This is a genomic window from Candidatus Babeliales bacterium (assembly GCA_036260945.1).
Taxonomy (GTDB): Bacteria; Babelota; Babeliae; order Babelales; family JACPOV01; genus JACPOV01.
On record DATALT010000002.1, the window covers coordinates 251,557 to 268,082 of the forward strand.

16 protein-coding genes and 2 tRNA genes are annotated in these 16,526 nt (G+C 40.8%); 7 read left to right on the forward strand and 11 right to left on the reverse strand.

The window, feature by feature from the left end; all coding sequences use genetic code 11:
• Position 1: 1 nt before the first annotated feature.
• The 6 genes from VHO47_01870 to umuD form a co-directional block, all read right to left on the reverse strand.
• Positions 2 to 313 (reverse strand): hypothetical protein, encoded by a 312-nt coding sequence (locus VHO47_01870; GenBank protein ID HEX2977847.1) that lies wholly within the window; start codon positions 311 to 313, stop codon positions 2 to 4.
• 46 nt (positions 314 to 359) lie between these two features.
• Complete coding sequence (locus tag VHO47_01875) at positions 360 to 671, reverse strand: hypothetical protein (protein ID HEX2977848.1); 312 nt, start codon at positions 669 to 671, stop codon at positions 360 to 362.
• A gap of 339 nt (positions 672 to 1,010) precedes the next feature.
• A complete protein-coding gene (locus VHO47_01880) occupies positions 1,011 to 1,289 on the reverse strand; it encodes a hypothetical protein (GenBank protein ID HEX2977849.1) in 279 nt (92 codons plus the stop codon).
• Between the two features lie 196 nt (positions 1,290 to 1,485).
• Complete coding sequence (locus tag VHO47_01885; GenBank protein ID HEX2977850.1) at positions 1,486 to 1,749, reverse strand: hypothetical protein; 264 nt, start codon at positions 1,747 to 1,749, stop codon at positions 1,486 to 1,488.
• Between the two features lie 73 nt (positions 1,750 to 1,822).
• Positions 1,823 to 3,100: a Y-family DNA polymerase gene (locus VHO47_01890; GenBank protein HEX2977851.1), complete on the reverse strand. Its 1,278-nt coding sequence runs from the start codon at positions 3,098 to 3,100 to the stop codon at positions 1,823 to 1,825.
• Positions 3,101 to 3,180: 80 nt separating this feature from the next.
• Complete coding sequence (gene umuD / locus VHO47_01895; protein HEX2977852.1) at positions 3,181 to 3,639, reverse strand: translesion error-prone DNA polymerase V autoproteolytic subunit; 459 nt, start codon at positions 3,637 to 3,639, stop codon at positions 3,181 to 3,183.
• Positions 3,640 to 3,813: 174 nt separating this feature from the next.
• Here umuD and VHO47_01900 point away from each other — a divergent pair.
• From VHO47_01900 to VHO47_01925, 6 genes are all read left to right on the forward strand, one after another.
• Positions 3,814 to 3,900 (forward strand) — tRNA-Leu (locus VHO47_01900).
• Between the two features lie 145 nt (positions 3,901 to 4,045).
• A complete protein-coding gene (gene secD / locus VHO47_01905; GenBank protein ID HEX2977853.1) occupies positions 4,046 to 5,626 on the forward strand; it encodes a protein translocase subunit SecD in 1,581 nt (526 codons plus the stop codon).
• 23 nt (positions 5,627 to 5,649) lie between these two features.
• Positions 5,650 to 5,726: transfer RNA gene (locus VHO47_01910), tRNA-Met, on the forward strand.
• A 207-nt stretch (positions 5,727 to 5,933) separates the two neighbouring features.
• Positions 5,934 to 6,518, forward strand: coding sequence for a CDP-diacylglycerol--glycerol-3-phosphate 3-phosphatidyltransferase (gene pgsA, locus VHO47_01915; GenBank protein HEX2977854.1), 585 nt, complete (start codon positions 5,934 to 5,936; stop codon positions 6,516 to 6,518).
• Positions 6,515 to 7,087 carry a glycerol-3-phosphate acyltransferase gene (locus VHO47_01920; GenBank protein HEX2977855.1) on the forward strand — a complete coding sequence of 191 codons (573 nt, stop codon included), beginning with the start codon at positions 6,515 to 6,517 and terminating at the stop codon, positions 7,085 to 7,087. Before pgsA ends, VHO47_01920 begins: the two co-directional genes overlap by 4 nt.
• A gap of 36 nt (positions 7,088 to 7,123) precedes the next feature.
• Complete coding sequence (locus tag VHO47_01925) at positions 7,124 to 8,866, forward strand: ATP-dependent DNA ligase (protein ID HEX2977856.1); 1,743 nt, start codon at positions 7,124 to 7,126, stop codon at positions 8,864 to 8,866.
• A gap of 7 nt (positions 8,867 to 8,873) precedes the next feature.
• Here the strand turns inward: VHO47_01925 and VHO47_01930 are convergent, their stop codons facing one another.
• The 4 genes from VHO47_01930 to VHO47_01945 all read right to left on the reverse strand — a co-directional run bounded on the left by VHO47_01930 (position 8,874) and on the right by VHO47_01945 (position 10,580).
• Positions 8,874 to 9,224, reverse strand: coding sequence for a hypothetical protein (locus VHO47_01930; GenBank protein ID HEX2977857.1), 351 nt, complete (start codon positions 9,222 to 9,224; stop codon positions 8,874 to 8,876).
• Positions 9,225 to 9,309: 85 nt separating this feature from the next.
• Positions 9,310 to 9,666, reverse strand: coding sequence for a hypothetical protein (locus VHO47_01935; protein HEX2977858.1), 357 nt, complete (start codon positions 9,664 to 9,666; stop codon positions 9,310 to 9,312).
• Between the two features lie 84 nt (positions 9,667 to 9,750).
• The gene (locus VHO47_01940; GenBank protein ID HEX2977859.1) at positions 9,751 to 10,113 is read right to left on the reverse strand and encodes a hypothetical protein; all 363 of its coding nucleotides are present in this window, start codon (positions 10,111 to 10,113) and stop codon (positions 9,751 to 9,753) included.
• A 92-nt stretch (positions 10,114 to 10,205) separates the two neighbouring features.
• The gene (locus tag VHO47_01945; GenBank protein ID HEX2977860.1) at positions 10,206 to 10,580 is read right to left on the reverse strand and encodes an RNA-binding protein; all 375 of its coding nucleotides are present in this window, start codon (positions 10,578 to 10,580) and stop codon (positions 10,206 to 10,208) included.
• Positions 10,581 to 10,803: 223 nt separating this feature from the next.
• On the opposite strand from VHO47_01945, the gene VHO47_01950 reads away from it, so the two are divergent.
• Complete coding sequence (locus VHO47_01950) at positions 10,804 to 15,819, forward strand: hypothetical protein (protein ID HEX2977861.1); 5,016 nt, start codon at positions 10,804 to 10,806, stop codon at positions 15,817 to 15,819.
• A gap of 6 nt (positions 15,820 to 15,825) precedes the next feature.
• Here the strand turns inward: VHO47_01950 and VHO47_01955 are convergent, their stop codons facing one another.
• Entirely contained in the window at positions 15,826 to 16,452 is a 627-nt protein-coding gene (locus VHO47_01955) for an orotidine 5'-phosphate decarboxylase / HUMPS family protein (GenBank protein HEX2977862.1), read from the reverse strand.
• Positions 16,453 to 16,526: the final 74 nt, after the last annotated feature.

A 16,526-nucleotide genomic window follows, 5' to 3' on the forward strand; every position in this document is an offset into this window, starting at 1 on the left:
GTTATTCAACATTATTATTGTTTTCCTCTGAAGAAGTTTCCAAATTCATTGTGTCGGAAGGTTCTTCAGGATTTCTTACATTTACCCATTGATAATTATTCGATATAGTGCCATCGGCAAGTGACCATTGGCTACCAATTCTCATTTGCAGAGTTCCCGTTGCTATCACTTTTCTGAGATTATCATTTATATAGAGAAACCCGCCTGTGGCTTGGTGTTGGCCTATAGGTTGTGGAACCATCGAAAAAACTGATTGTGGCATAAGCGATATTGTTATAAGAATCGCGAGAAGCGATAGATTTAAATTTTGCATGTTTTTGTTTCCTCTTTAATTTTAGTCCTATTTTTATCTTTACTTGTTATTCAAAATCATTATTTTCCTCTTTTGAGGTAGTTTCCAAATTTATTGCTGCGGATGGCTCATCTGATTCTACCCACTTGTAATCATTGGACCGAGTGCCATCGGGAAGCTCCCATTGCATACCCACTCTCCTTTGAAATTGTCCTGTATTTTTTACTTTTCTAAAAAGGTTCCCGTGGGCTTCGAAATATTCAAATTCAGCGATGTCTTGAAGTTGGGTGGATTGCTGCGGGACCATTGAAAAAACTGATTGCGGCATTAATGATACTATTATAAGAATCGCCATGAGCGATAGATTTAATTTCTTCATAATAATTCCTTTGTTGAAAAATCTGTTTTATTTAAATTGTTTATCTAAGAGTAATTATATCATAAAAATACATTTTGAATCGATACTTGGGTTCGTATGGGTGAAGAAAATGGTAGAAAATGTGCCCGTTATCTTATTCGCGATGGTTCGGTACGTTTTACTCACTCCGAACGGAAGACCTCAGCCCTGCTCGCCCTGAGTGATTTTTAACTGTTTTAAAATTGTATCGAAGGGAGCAAAGCACTCGGGAAGAGGGTGTTTAATTCTTGCGTCGTCAAAAAAAATAAAGCATTCGGGTAAGAATGCTTTATGAATAAACGTACGAATTTCTTGTTCTATTTAATTATTTTTTTCTTCCGATGCGGGCGTGGTTTCGGTTGATGGTTTGATTGGATCGTTGCCCGTATTTTTTAGCGCAGTTCTATGTGATTCGGGCTGAGGATACCATACCATTCTTTCTTCATCTCCAGAGTTTAATGAGATCGTTATGGTTCGTATATAATAACCTGGTACCCCATTTTTATACACGATGCCTTTCGGATAATTCGGAGAATCCCAAAGAGGAAACGAGGTTGAGGATGCGGTTAACAAACAGAGGAGGAATGTGCATGTTTTCATAGAAATCGTTTTAAATTTAGATGTTTAAATAATTTATCTTGGTTATACTTTTAAATTATTTTTTGTCATCTGTAGGTGGCGTTGTCTGGATGAATACTTCTTCGCTTTGAACGACCATTGATTCTATGCGAATATATTTCGGGCCTTTGTTTTTTTTTCTTCTAGCGGATATTCTAAGGCGCAAAAACGGTTCTGGTTATTGGCTATCTTTGTCTTTAGGTGTGAGATTTGCAACGTCTTCCCATTTTTTTGACACCACCCAAATACCTCTCTCATTTTTTGATTTAGTTACTAACTCTATAAAGAATTTACCATCCTCTTCTTTATGCTTTTTGCTCGAGCCGACTAAGTTAAAGAAATCTGTCCATTCTTTACTAGGTTCCATAGCGCTTAGTTTCATGTTTGAATCGAAAGATGTTGCTATGATAATCGCAAAAAATAATGCATTAAATAGCTTCATAATGATTTCTTTCGTAAGGATATTTCTTATTAAGTATATACTCAAATAGTTGTGCGCTGAAGAAGTAACGCATCTAAATTTTGATGGTGAGTAGTTCGTGCCAATTGGTGGTATACGCAGGCGATCTTTTCTCTTGCTTATTTTTCCATTCCTTTTTTGCGCCTGCAGCTGCATAAAGAACTTTATTTTTTCCCATTTTGGTATTAATGCGATCGATTGTTTTCATGAGGGCTGCTTGCTTTTCAAGATTTGTTGGCAGTTGATAAAAAGTATTCATTTGCAGAGCATCTTCAGGAACTAAATCGTCAATAATGATGCCAACTTTTTTGTACGTGAATCCTTTGTGGAATAATGATTGCAAGCAAGCGGTTCCGGCCGCGAGCAGATCGGGCGTGTACGAAGTGGCAATCGGCAGTTGCTGAAATGCAGAGCGATAGAGGCGCGTGCTATCTTGGTATTGCGTGTATGAAACGAAAACTATCAACTGCTGAGCTTTCATCTTTTGCTTGCGCAATTTTTCTGCAGCGATGCTTAAATGGGTAGCAAGCCCTTCCTGAAGCTCTTTAAACTCGGTAACGTTTCTGCCAAATAAGCGTGAAACGGTGAGCGATTGGCGCGGCTCTGGCTGCGTGTGCAGATCAAAGCAGGGCGTTCCGCGCAATTCAGTTAATGTGCGCAGCCCGTTAATCGTTAAATTTTTACGAACCCAGCGCTCATCGCAATTGATAAAATCAAATACGGTACGAATACCCCGCGCGTATAATTTTTCTGCATAGCGAGAACCGATTCCCCAAATGTCGCGCACATCAATTAATTTAAAAATCTTATCTACATCCGGATGATTCGTGATATCAAAAACGCCGTCAGTTCTTTTTTTTGCAATATCGCCAGCAATCTTTGCAAGTGTTTTTGTTGGGCCGATGCCGATCGAAACCGGGAGCCCAATATCTTGCTTGATTTTATTTCGAACCTGCTGAGCATACGCGGTATAATGATGCCCATCGTAAAAATCGGATGCGGATGGGAAATATATAAATGCTTCATCGACCGAATAGATTTCAATATCGGTCGAGCATTCGGTTAAAATTGCCATCACGCGTGAGGACATATCTCCGTAGAGCGTGAAATTAGATGAATATACCTGTACCTTATTGCGTATTAAAATATCGCGGCACTCCCATGCTGGTTGGCCCATTTTAATGCCAAGTTTTTTTGCTTCATTTGAACGCGCAATAATGCAGGCATCGTTACTTGAAAGAACGACGACCGGCTTTCCATTCAATTTTGGATTAAAAACTCGTTCGCATGAGACAAAGAAATTATTGCAGTCGACGAGTGCAAAACGATTCATATTTTATTTACTTTATTAATGTATTGCATGATGCGGATATTTTCTTGATGTCCCCAAACATGCAAAGCATTTTCGGTTTTTTATACGCTGTGAATAACATTCGTCACGACGCCCCAGATTTCAAAATCGGCGTCTTTTTTTATCTCGATCGGTTTATAATTCGGATTTTCTGGTAACAACGTAATGATGTCTCCATGAAACTGAATTCTCTTTACCGTAAATTCGTCATTAATGCGAACAACTACAATTTTGTTATTAGTTGGCGTTAACGATCGATCAACAATTAAAATATCGTTTGAATGAATCCCAGCATTAATCATCGAATCTCCCATCACTTTAATAAAAAAGGTGGCAGTTGGATGCTTAATAAGCAATTCATTCAAATCCAATGAGCGTTCTACGAAGTTTTCAGCAGATGAGGGAAATCCTGCAGAAATGAGTGACTCTGCAAAAGGAATTTTTAGAGGATGTGAACTATCAGCAGAAAAAACGTAGATGATTTTTAAATTTTCTTTTATAGAATTATTTTGATTTATCATTTTATTAATAATGTATTTTTAAAATTCATACTTAATAATATTCTATATGGCGAATCAAGTAAAGAATAGTTTAGGGCCTAGCGGCCGGTGAAAAATTAGATCTGCAAAGCCGATATTCTAGTTGATCAACGATCCTAAATCTGTTACATTTCTTCTCATATTAATGAAATGTGCGCCGAGGTGGTGAAATTGGTAGACACGCAGCCTTGAGGTGGCTGTGGGAGAAATCCTGTAGGGGTTCGAATCCCCTCCTTGGCACCATCCTACGCTTATCCACGCCTTCCGGCTTGGCAAGCTACGTATGGCAGGACAATTTTCGGTTAGGCAGTTAGTTAAAATAACTGACTTTTTAAATAGAAAAATAATTAGTTGAGTAGCATTGAAAAAATTGCAGTGAAAGGACACTATGAACGCCTCGATGCGTAATATTTTGAGTACCAGTTTTATTGCATGGATTGCCGCGGCAATCTTGGGAATTATCTATCTCTTTACCTTTTCTGATGGCAGATTTAAACTGCGCGAAGATCGCGTTAAGTTTGGCATTGATCTTGTCGGCGGCACCTATATTACCCTAGAAGTACAAACCGAAAAAGCAATAGAGGTTGAGTTGGCCGATAAAGCGCAATCACTCATCAAAAAGATGGATGAAGCGCACATGGCAATTCCTGTTGCGCAATCGCAAGAGCAAGCGCAAATTGTTTGGAAATTTGATTCATTGCAATCGGCACAAGAAGCGGCGCAATTTGTTACAAAAAATGAACCCACCTTTGCCGTTAACGCTGCAGAAAACGTAGTAACTTTATCGATTAAAGAAGCGGCAGCAAAGCGCATTCGTGATTGGGCGGTACAAGGAAATATTGAAGTGCTTCGCACTCGTATCGATCGTTTGGGCGTAGGCGAAATTCCAATCGCATCTCAAGGTGATAAAAATATTGTTATAGAACTACCCAACGTGGATAATCCGCAACAAGCAAAAGCGATGATTGGCAAAGCGGCATTGCTCGAAATTAAACTTGTTGAGCGTTCAGGCGCTAGCAGAGAAGATATTCTTGATGCGTACGATGGCGATCTTCCAGAGGGAATGGAAATTCTTCCAGGAAAAGATGAACGAGACGGCAGACGTTGGTACTATTTGGTTCCAAAATATACTGATCTCACCGGCAGATTGCTTAAAGACGCGTATACTGGCTTTGGTGGGCAAACACAATCTGAAGTGGTTGTTCACTTCAAGTTTAACCCAGATGGCGGTGAGAAATTTTATGATCTGACAAGAAAAAATCATAATCGCCAGATCGCGCTTATTCTTGATGGAGAAGTAATTTCTGCACCTCGAATTTCAGTTCCTATCAGCACTGATGGCTATATTCATGGTAATTTTACCGCTGAATCTGCAAATGAACTTGCTATGCTTTTAAAATCTGGTGCATTCGTGGCTCCGGTTAAATTCGTTGAAGAGCGCCAAATTGGCCCTTCGCTTGGCCAAGAATCGATCAAGCAAGGTTTAATGGCCTGCTTAATTGGTATGGCACTTCTCTTGCTCTTTAGCGTGATTTTCTATAAAACGGCCGGCGTCTTTGCATTCCTTGCATTGATTTTTAACTTGCTTGTTATCTTGGTTGCACTTGCATGGCTTCGCGCAACGCTTACCTTGCCAGGTATTGCGGGTATGGTACTGACCGTTGGTATGGCGATCGACGCATCGATCCTTATTTATGAGAAAATTAAAGAAGAATTGGCGAATGGAACTGCATTGCGTAAAGCGGTGGATGTTGGGTTCTCCGATGCAATGGCAGTTATTTTAGATTCGAATATTACGACATTTTTAGTCGGTATTGTTCTTTATAAATTTGGTACCGGTCCAATCCAAGGATTTGCCGTAACGATGATGGTTGGTATTATTGCCACCTTGATTACCGGCTTATTCTTCTTGCGTTCAATTTTTAATTTTGTATTGTACGCTTTGGGTATTCAAAAACTTTCAATTTAGTATACTATTATCAGTAGCATAATGGCGACGTAGCTCAGCTGGTTAGAGCAGCGGAATCATAATCCGAAGGTCAGCGGTTCGAATCCGCTCGTCGCCACCAGTCTCCGCCTTAAGGCACTACGCCTGGCACGGCCAGCTAAATGCTGAGACTGCCCGTCCGGCGAAGATTTATGCTAAGACGGAGCGCGCCATTTTTTTGAGCACATTAAAAAGATATTAGTAGAGCTGTTGAGGCGAAAGCCCTGCATAAGCGAGGACTGGACCAAACCAGGTCAATAAAGCTAAATTGTTTTGATTATTGTGAGGTTTGATCATTCATACATCATTTCCCATTCTCTTAACCCTTATCCGACTCATTATTTCGCCGGTGGTGATGCCATTTTTATTAGTGCTCGTGATGCCTTGGAATAATTTAATTCTTAATATAATGCTCGCATTGCTCTTTGCACTTTTTGCGCTCACCGATTTTTTTGATGGATATTTTGCGCGTAAATATCACCTTGAAACACAACTAGGTGCATTGCTGGATCCAATGGCGGATAAATTTCTTTTATGCGGCGCGATTATTGGTTTAGTGTACGTGCAAAAAATATTTTTTCTGTGGGCACTTATTTTTCTGGTGCGAGAATTGTATGTGACCGGATTGCGCTTGATAGCTGCCGAAAGAGCGCATACGCTCGCTGTTTCTTTTTCAGGAAAAATTAAAACAACACTGCAATATCTTTATCTTGCAGTGGCAATTGCAAATGTGCGCTCGGGAAGTTTTTATCCAGTTGCCCACTTTGACATGATTGAAAACACACTCATGATAGCGGCTGTTGGCATGACGCTTCTTTCAGGCTATTGGTACACCAAAGAATTTTTTGTGATGACAAAAGGAACGTTGCGATGAATTTTTCTCTCATGTTAATGAGTATAATTGGTTATGTTATTGGTTCGTGGTCACCCGGTGAACTCATAGCGCGTTTTCACGGGCTTGATATAACTAATCGAGGTTCGGGCGGAACTGGTGCAACAAACGTTGCACGATTTTTAGGCGCTAAATATTTTGTACTTATTTTTTTGATCGATTGTTTTAAGTCGTTTGGCTATCTTAAGCTCCTGCAATCTGCGCATTACCATGCAGATGTGCAAGCGTGCGCAGCTCTTGCGCTTTTATTAGGAAACACGTTTTCTGTATTTCTGAATTTTAAAGGCGGAAAAGGAATTGCAACCGGCTTTGGTATTCTACTTGCGCTTGCGGGCTCTACGCTGCCTATTCTTGTTGGCGTATGGGCAATTGCTTTTTATATTACAAAAACGGTTGGCCTTGCATCAGCCGCTGCGCTTGCCGGATTGTTTTTCTATGCGCTCTTATTATCATTTAATGCGCCTCAATTAGCGGTGGTTTTAGGAATAATTGCTCTGATTGGTTTATGGCGCCATATTGATAATGTGCGGCGGTATTTGTATAGTGCATAATCGCATTACGTAAAAAAAATAGTAAAAGGAACCATTATGCATTTCGTCGCCGTTGCTCAGCAGTTTCAGCAACTAGAAGTTACCAGTTCGCGCACTGAAATGACAAAAATTCTGGCCGATATTTTCAAGCATGCAACGCCCGCCGAAATCTCCATTCTAAGCAATCTTTCTCTTGGTATGCTTCGCCCACCGTATAAAGGTACACAATTTAATTTCGCAGAAAAAAATCTTTTTGGCGTTATTGCACAATTGATCGAAAAAACTGAAAAAGAGGTTGCAGCCGAAGCAAAAAGATTAGGGGACGTCGGATTAGTAGTGACCGAATATGGAAAATGGAAGCCAGAAAAAGAACTGACCGTGACGCACGTATACGAAAGTTTATGCGCATTTGAGCACATGAGCGGAAAAGGTTCGCAAGAAGAAAAAGCGGCCCATGCAGTTGCATTGCTCAAACAAGTCTCTCCGCTGGAAGCAAAATTTATTATTCGCATTATTTTAGGAACGCTCCGGCTCGGCTTTTCAGATATGACCATCATTGACGCTTATTCGTGGATGACAACGGGCGACAAATCGCTCCATAAAGATATTGAAGAAGCATACAACACGTGCGTTGATATAGGTTTAATCGGGCAAAAGCTGAAAGCTGATGGCGTTGAAGCGGTCCGCAAAATGAAAATTGAAGTGGGAATTCCAGTGCGACCAGCTGCAGCAGAACGTATGCCAACAGCAAAAGATATTTATGAAAAGCTTGGCGATTGCATTGCGCAACCGAAATTAGATGGCTTTCGCTTGCAGATTCACATCGATAAGCGTGGCAAAGAACCGCGCGTGGAATTTTTCTCGCGCAACTTAATCGATATGAGCCACATGTTTCCCGATCTGGTTAAAGCATTTAGTCAGCTGCCGGTTGAAACGATGATTTGCGAAGGTGAAGCGATTTCATTTGATCCCAATACCGGGATCTTTTTACCATTCCAAGAAACGGTAAAAAGAAAACGAAAACATGGCATTGAAGAAGCGATCACCGATTATCCATTGCGTATTTATCTTTTCGATTTGCTTTATTTAAACGGCAAAGACGTTCTTGCAGATACGCATGAACAACGGCGCACGAAACTTTTAGGCGTTTTGAAAAATAAAGACGATGTAATCTTTGCGATTGATGAAAAAAAGATCAATTCTACGAAAGAACTCGAAACCTATTTTTTGCACAATATCGAGCAAGGGCTTGAAGGGCTCGTCGTAAAACGCCCCGATGCGATTTATCAGCCAGGAAAACGTAATTTTAACTGGATAAAACTGAAAAAGCACACGCAAGGCCATCTTGAAGACACGATCGATTGCGTCATTTTGGGATACTATGCCGGATCAGGAAAACGCGCCCATTTTGGCGTCGGTGCCTTTTTAGTTGGCATTTATAACAAAGATATTGATGGCTATCAAACGGTTGCAAAAATTGGCACTGGTATGACCGATGATGAATGGAAAGATCTTAAACATAAATGTGATAAGATCAAAGTTCACGATAAACCAAAAAACGTGCATTGTGCAAAAGAGTTGTTTCCTGATGTATGGGTGAATCCAGAAATTGTGTGCGCTGTGCTCGCAGACGAAATCACTGAATCGCCACTGCATACCGCAGCAAAAACTGAACATCATTTAGGATATGCATTGCGCTTTCCGCGCTTTATGGGCTATCGCCCCGATAAAAAAGCGGAAGATGCGACATCGGTTAATGAAATTAAGCGTCTATACGAAGATCAGTTTGGGAAAAAATAGCTAAGCATCAATATTTTGTAGCAATGCATGCAGCGCGAAGATGATAACATGCGCCCCAACCAAGCAGAGTTGTTAGTACATCTAACGAAAATCCAAGGCTACCAATACCGTTATATTTTTCTTCGCAGATGATAGGTAATAAAGCGCTACGAAAATTTTGCTGTCGAAATTGAGCATTTTCAATACGCTCATAATTTTTTGTGCGAAGATATGTGGATAGTTTAAGTGTTTGATAACCTGCAAATATATAAGCCATGCTGATCGCAGTGTTTTTGGCGGTATTAAACAGATCATGCTCGCAAGAATAGGTCTTCGTCGACGCAAAGAAAAACAATAGCGAAATTGTCCGAGTTCTCATGCTCTCCCTATTGACTATCAGTTCCCTATGATTATTCTTATCAAAAGGCTTGCTGTAATTGCAATCATTAAATAAGTAGCATCCATTAAGGTTGATCTGAGTTGTACGCCCCATAGAGAAAAAGGCAGCCGGCCGATCCAAGCGATCCGCTGACAATTTTTGAAGCATAGCGCAAATAGGTTATCTCTTCTTGCCGTTGATTAGGATTTTGCGTTTGGCGATTTTCCCAAGGATGCGCTTCCATTTTTATTATGCTTTCTAGAAGATCGTTCGTATCTCTTCTTATTATATAATTCATAAATTTTTGGCAGCCATAGCCGGAGCAAATGAGGGTTACGCCTATTATAGTCTTTGCGTAAGCGCTTAGCACTTCAGGAGGAGAGCTCAAAATTAAGTTATTATCCAACAACCAAAAAAGCAGAATTATTAATAATCTCTTCACGTTATGCCCCTTTTTTTATTTAACAAGAGAATAATAACTTATGGGAGCAACCGGTATGAAGATTTTAAATTATTTGGATCTGATTTAATTACAGTTTTTCAGATCTTGGTATGCTGACAACGTGAAGAATGCAGCAGCGGAGGCAGAGGCCACGCCGGTAATTTTTACCGTGTGCTGTATCCCTAAAAAGAAATGTTGCTGTATTAATAAATGCGTGCGCATATTTCGTTTTGTTGCACTCTCCACATCTCGATCTCGTGCTGGGGCGGTAGATTGTACACTGTTTAATAAAACATTTAATTGCCGGCAGTTATAACTTACGTACGCCAAACTGAGCGCCGCTAAGGTTTTAGTAATAGCAGCGGAAGCTTCGAACGATTCGCAAGGATTTGCGTGGATATTGGGATTTGCAAGAAATAAAAATACAAGTAGAGGAGTGAGCTTCATAAAACATTCCTGTTTTTGAACGTTTGGGTAATGAAAAAGGCCACATGCAGTAAAGCATATGGCCTTTTTTTATTTCAATCTAATCAAAGAGATTAGCGATTCCAGCCACCGCCGTTACCGCCACCGTTTGAATAAGAAGAGCGTGGACGGCCACCAAAGCCACCACTACGGCTACCACCAGCTCCTGTACCACCGCCACGGTTGTCAAAACGACGTGGGCGTTGTTCCATCGGACGAGCTTCGTTGACGCGAAGTTGTTGGCCTTCTAGAGAATGGCCATTCAATTGTTCAATAGCTTGTTGTGATTCTTCAGCTGAAGGCATTTCAACGAAAGCGAAACCACGAGCTGCACCAGTGAACTTGTCTTTAATCAATTTAACAGAAGATACTTCACCAAATTGAGAGAACAAGTTTTTCAACATTTCTTCAGTTACCGTACGGGCAACATTTCCAACATAAATATTCATAATAAATTCAAAAATCGCATAGAGAAGTTAATAAAGTATTGTCAACGAAAGCGTTATTTTATTGCCAAATGCCTTTCAGTGGTTAGTGCATAAACATTTCTTACCTAGTCAAGCCAGTATACCCTAAAAAAAAGCGAGAGTAAAACGATGGGAAAGATTATTGCAATTAGGGTAATTCCTTGGGTACAGTTGCGCTGTGCGACAGACAAAGAGAGAGGATACTATGAAAAAAGGCGTATTTTGGTTACTTGGGCTTCTAATTGCTGTTCCTTTGGTAGGCCAGCAAGCAACATTTGACGGAGATGCAGTACTAAAAAAAATAGCCGATGCAGTGAGCGAGCAGAGTGATAAGGTGAGCGAGCTGATCACCAACTGGCAAACCTCTATTGAGAGTATGCAAGCCGATATCGCTTTGCTGCCAGCGGATAGCCAGGCCGGGTTGCTAAAAGAAGTTTCCTCCTTGCAAGCAACAATTAATCAGGGAAATACGGCTCTGCAGACACTGATAGCGGATCGAAGGGCGGCTGCGGAAAAATCGGTGGGGGATACTATCAAGCAGGTGAATGCTGGCCAATTGGGGTCGGCTCAGGCCCTTCGCTCTATTCAAGCGGTAATCTTCCAGCTAAGTAAGGCTCTTGGTGATGGTATTTCTTCATTTAATAGAACTATTGTTCCATCTCTCAATAGTACCCAACAGGCGGTCGCTCGTCTTGTTAATCCTATAAAAAGATCCAAAGGATCCCAAGCTCTCATCGAAGCCCAGAAACAGGAAAAAGAACATAGGGAGCAAGTTATCTCATTAGTGCGTGAGCTGAGTTCTCTCTCTGATCAGTTAACCTCGGCGCGTAGCATGGCACGCAAAGCGATAGCAGATTTCGGGCTAAAGGGAGAGATGCCGGATCAGACTATTCAGAAAGTTACGCGTAGTTATCGGCAGCTTCTCAAGCCGCTTTCTCGAGCATATGAGGCAAATCAGGTCAAGACCGATTTTAACGATAAAACAAACCTTTTGAGTGCGACGATGCGCGAACTTATCAGGTTTTATCTGACAACCGTCTCTCTTTACCTCAATAAAGCAAAGCAACAACTCAAAATAAAAGATAAAGCAGGGTACCACGAGACTATGTACCACCTTGCCAAAGTGCTCACAGGGATAGGAAAAGGAGGCGGTGCTATTGTAACTGCGTCCGGGTTTGGAGCGGCAGTGAAAGCAATAGCCGGCGAAGTATTTCCTACGCAGCAAGATATCATTACAAAATTTTATGATATTAATAAAACTAAAATCACGATGGGCGAGTTTCTTGCAGCGTTTCAAGATTTGATTGCGACGGTACCGGCGCCAACAGAAGAACAATTACGAATTGCTGGCGCTTACTATTATGAAATTGGTACCAATTTTTCGGTAATTGATCCCAATCAATTACCCGCGTTACAAAAAACCATTAATAGCGATTACGCGTTTATGTTGATTCTTCGTGCAGCGGCTCTATTGAAAAGTATCGTTGCTGGCAAAGATAATAATACGATTTTGAACGAAGCGATTAACGCGTATGGCCAAGCTGCTAAATATTTTTCTCAAGCGAACGATAGTGCAAACCAAGCTCAATATCAGGCTGTGCACGATAATTTGGTGAGTGCGTTAAAATTTTTAGATCAAGGAAAATCTGCTGAAAATGCGGGCAACGCTGCGCAAGCGATAGCTGCTTATCAGCAAGCGGTCAAAGCTTTTACAATCGCAAACGATACGGTAGATGCGCAACAGCTCAATGCGCAAATGACTCGTTTGCAAGCACAGCAGGGAAGAAAAGATGGCATGGATCAATTGGCATCTTTTGCGAATCAATCTAAAACACAGATGCAAAACTACATGGCGTATATCAGCACGCTTAATCAAGATGCAGAGCAGCGCACGCTTTTTGAAGTGTGGCTTGCGCAATTAGGGAAAATTGCAGCCGAAGTTTTACAGAATTATTCTCTTGCAATTCAGAAACTTAAAGAGATGAATAGTCCTACTGCAGATATGCAAGCGGCAATTGATGTTTTGAATGCTTTGATAAAGCTGCAGAATATGCTCCCAAGTGGGGATAAGCTATTGGCTAGCGGTACGCTTGATGCGCTTAATGATGCGCAAAATAACTATTATGCCGCTGCAATACAAGCGGCACAAAAAGCGGACGCGGCCTATAATGGACAATCTGGTTTGGCACAACTTATTCCGATTTATCCTGCCGCTTTTGCTAATGAAACACTCAATCAATATCTTTCTAACGGTCAACAGTGGAATTTTACGACTTTGGTGCAGCGGCATATTGCGAAATTATTTTCAAGCATTATCACCGATTCTATGGATCCAATTACTGCAGCCCAATTTTATTCAGCAGCGATCGCTGGAAGGTCGCCTTATCTTTCGACTCAATCAAATGATTACTTAAAGAAAAAATTAAATGAACTTGCTGGGCGCAAACAAAATATTGATGCGATTACTGCATCGGCGCAAAAAGCGGAAGTAACAGCTCGCGCGATGAGTACTGCGCAATGGGGTGCTTTGGATCCTCAAGCTTCGATGTACGCAAGTACTGCAGATAACGCTTGGAAAGATGCTTTGCGATTATATCTAACTGCGTATCGATTAGGTTCTCTTGATGCGCGGCAAGATTATCTTCGTGTTTTGCAAGAATATCAAGATGCTTATATGAAGAATGTTCCCGCGCTTTTTTATCCACCAATGAATGTGGCCAAGCTGGCGTTTGCTCGTTATGTTCTTCATCATCAAGCAAATGATGTGCAAGCGGCAAATGAATCTTTTAAACAAGTAGTTGATCTTCTCAAGCCTGCATTTGATGAAATGAACACTGCTCTTATTCGCGTTAAAAGTCCTGAATATATTGCGACCGCTGATGAAATTCTTACCGATATGAGTGGATTTCTGTCTCGATTCGATCAGATTCTTGCAGATCAACAAAATATTATTGCTGAACTTGCTCCCGGTTCAAATGTGCAGGATCTGACGGTTTTTGAAAAAAATATAAACACCCAGCAAAATACGATATCGGTATCTATCGGATTGCAGGGCCAGCCAGCTGCTCTTTCGATTACGCTTGGAAACATGGATGCTCTCAGTGCATCGGTCTATAAAGCAATCGGTGATTATTATTTTGCAAAAAAAGATTATACGAAAGCGGCAAGCGCTTACTATCAGGCGCAACAATATTTCAATAAGATTAATGATACTAATCAAGCAAACGCAGTAAATGCGCAATACAAACTTGCTTATTCGCGTAGTTATATTGATATTTCAATTAATTCTATTATTCCTAATGAGCGCGATGCGCATAGTATCGAGAACGTTTCAGTTGCAGGTACCACTGTTCCGGCACGATATGAACTTTTAAGCTATGGAATTGAATTGCCCGATTACATTCCATTTTCATTAACAACCGATCAGATTAACAAAATGGCGCCAGATGCATTATCAGCTTTCTTAGTTAATTACGCATTTTTACTTTTTGTTGATAAAGCTCTTAAAGCTCAAGGTATGAGCTATTCTGATGCGTTTAATGGTGTGCAAGTGCGCAGTGATATCGGCCCAGATGTGAAAACAATCATTATGCAAGGATATCAATTTGTAAAAAATCTACAGGCGCGCATTGCAAGCAACAAATCCTCACTCAACTTAGTTGAGCGAAAAAATGCGTATGGCACTACCGTTTTTGATCTTTTTGAAAAATATAAACCAATTCCAGTGCAACCGATCATCGGCTTTCCCATGACAGCAGTTCCCTATCCTGCATTTCCGACGGTGCAAGGGTATTATGCATGGGCGCAGCGTCTTGCGAATCCTGCGACGCCAACCATAACGGCGGGAGGGCAAACATATGTTTCTGGCAATGATCCTGAAGCATATAATTTGGCGACTAAATTATTAGCACAGGCTTATCTTTCAGCAGCTGCGATTTACAAAAAGCGTTTAGATTTTCTTATGGATGGCGGCGATGTGTCATCGATTGATCCGGTTATGAGTGCGGATGAAATGAAAAATCTAACAGCAGCGCGGCAAGATATCATAAAGCTAAAATCCATCGATAAGAACGATATGAATATTAAGCTTGCAGATTTTATGCAAACCTACAAACTCATCCAGGATTACGCTCTTAATGTTATTGCTTTGTACTATAGTTTAGCTTCGCAATTATATGATCAGCTTGGCGATGCAGAACGTGTTGCTGCAATAAATAGTGCAATGAATGGAGATTTGTATAAACAACTTGGTGATCTAGCGCAACTCTTTTTGGTTGGCGATCCTTTTGCTACTGAATATTTTTATGGTAGCCAAGATAGTTACGGCGGCGTGCTAATAGATGTTAAAGATTATTATTTGGCGGCCGTTAAAGCATACGGCGCAAAAGATGATCGTTCAAATAGGTTGATTGAAGCGGCGGGAAATCTTTTTGTGCAAGCGGGAGATATTCTTACTAACCAACAAAACTATTTTGGATCGGTGAGCCTTTATTCTTTCGGAGTGGGTGCATTCAAATCTATGGTGCCGGTTGATCAAAAAAAATTAGATGCTGCAAATCTTAAATTACTGCAGGGATATTACAAAGGATCATCAAATAATATGATTCAGTATCATACAGCTCGCTCTGCTCCCATAACCATCACGCTTTCGACCGGGCAACAAGAAACGATTAACTTGAGCGATCTTATAGCCAAAGCTGGCAATGGGGATACGGCAGAAAATGATAAAGCCCAATCAATTAAAGAAGCATTTCTTGATGCGCTTGTTTATTATATGGGTGGTTCGCTTGTTGCAAATCAATTAGCGGGTAGCTCGGCTGTCGATAGTTCACAAGGCGGCACTGTTGATGAATCTAAGGATCCGATTGCTCTAGCAGCAAAGCGGCTCGTTACCGACTATTTAACGCAAATTAATACATCATTTGATTCGGTGGAAAGCATTATGCAATGGCTCATGAGCGATTCGTTTGCACAAACGCTCAATGGTGCATTTGATTATTTTAGTAAGCACATTCTTGGTGCATCTGATCAAGCAGAACGTCTTGCCGGATACAGAGCTCTTGGTATGTGGATGAACAGATTATTTTATGATGCGTTTGGTAAAGTTTACATGCAAGATTATTTGGGAGAGGTTTCGACAAATGCGTTACAGCTTCTCTTGCAAAGTGTAAAGGATGAGGAGCAGGCAATTGCCGCACCTGCCCAGCAGTGGATTGGATAAGAAAAATTATCCATTAAACGCATCGAAGAAGAATTTAGCTTCGTCTTCTGGCGATGCTGCATCGGTAATTGGTTTTCCGATAATAAGGCCATCAGGATTGATAGCTTTTATTTTATCGATCGAATCTTTGGTAATTCTTCCTGAGATGAAAATTGGTAAATTTGTATTGCCGCGAACCATTTCCCATTTATCCGCTAATGCAAAAGCTTCTTCACGCTGTTCGTACGGCCGATGAAAAAGTAAAGCGTTAACGCCTATGCTTTTTGCTTCAAGAGCCGATTGCCCCAGCGAACATGAATCGAGTAAATCAAGCATTACCGATTTATTAAATTCATGAGCAGTTGTTGAGGCGGAGTGAATAACATCTTTTGTTGTTCCCGCCATTACCGTAATCCAATCAGCACCCGCTTGAGCGATTAAAGTAACTGCGTGTTTGCCGCGATCAACTATTTTTGCATCCGCCAGAAGAATTTTATCTGGAAAGACTTCTCGAAATGTTTCTACCGCTTTTACTCCATGTTTGAGTAGTAATAACGATCCTATTTCAAGTATTGACGCATACGGTGCTACCGCAGTTGCGATCGATACCGCCTTTTCTAAATCGGTCATATCAAAAGCAATCTGTAATTTCATATGATCCTTTCTTGCGCTCTAGGCACATCTGATGAAGGTAGTATACATGATTTATGTGTATAAGAAAAATTAAG

Coding starts and splice junctions, on each gene's coding strand:
- VHO47_01870 (HEX2977847.1), bottom strand. CDS start 313: ATGCAAAATTTAAATCTATCGCTTCTCGCGATTCTTATAACAATATCG.
- VHO47_01875 (HEX2977848.1), bottom strand. CDS start 671: ATGAAGAAATTAAATCTATCGCTCATGGCGATTCTTATAATAGTATCA.
- VHO47_01880 (HEX2977849.1), bottom strand. CDS start 1,289: ATGAAAACATGCACATTCCTCCTCTGTTTGTTAACCGCATCCTCAACC.
- VHO47_01885 (HEX2977850.1), bottom strand. CDS start 1,749: ATGAAGCTATTTAATGCATTATTTTTTGCGATTATCATAGCAACATCT.
- VHO47_01890 (HEX2977851.1), bottom strand. CDS start 3,100: ATGAATCGTTTTGCACTCGTCGACTGCAATAATTTCTTTGTCTCATGC.
- umuD (HEX2977852.1), bottom strand. CDS start 3,639: ATGATAAATCAAAATAATTCTATAAAAGAAAATTTAAAAATCATCTAC.
- secD (HEX2977853.1), top strand. CDS start 4,046: ATGAACGCCTCGATGCGTAATATTTTGAGTACCAGTTTTATTGCATGG.
- VHO47_01920 (HEX2977855.1), top strand. CDS start 6,515: ATGAATTTTTCTCTCATGTTAATGAGTATAATTGGTTATGTTATTGGT.
- VHO47_01925 (HEX2977856.1), top strand. CDS start 7,124: ATGCATTTCGTCGCCGTTGCTCAGCAGTTTCAGCAACTAGAAGTTACC.
- VHO47_01930 (HEX2977857.1), bottom strand. CDS start 9,224: ATGAGAACTCGGACAATTTCGCTATTGTTTTTCTTTGCGTCGACGAAG.
- VHO47_01940 (HEX2977859.1), bottom strand. CDS start 10,113: ATGAAGCTCACTCCTCTACTTGTATTTTTATTTCTTGCAAATCCCAAT.
- VHO47_01945 (HEX2977860.1), bottom strand. CDS start 10,580: ATGAATATTTATGTTGGAAATGTTGCCCGTACGGTAACTGAAGAAATG.
- VHO47_01950 (HEX2977861.1), top strand. CDS start 10,804: ATGAAAAAAGGCGTATTTTGGTTACTTGGGCTTCTAATTGCTGTTCCT.
- VHO47_01955 (HEX2977862.1), bottom strand. CDS start 16,452: ATGAAATTACAGATTGCTTTTGATATGACCGATTTAGAAAAGGCGGTA.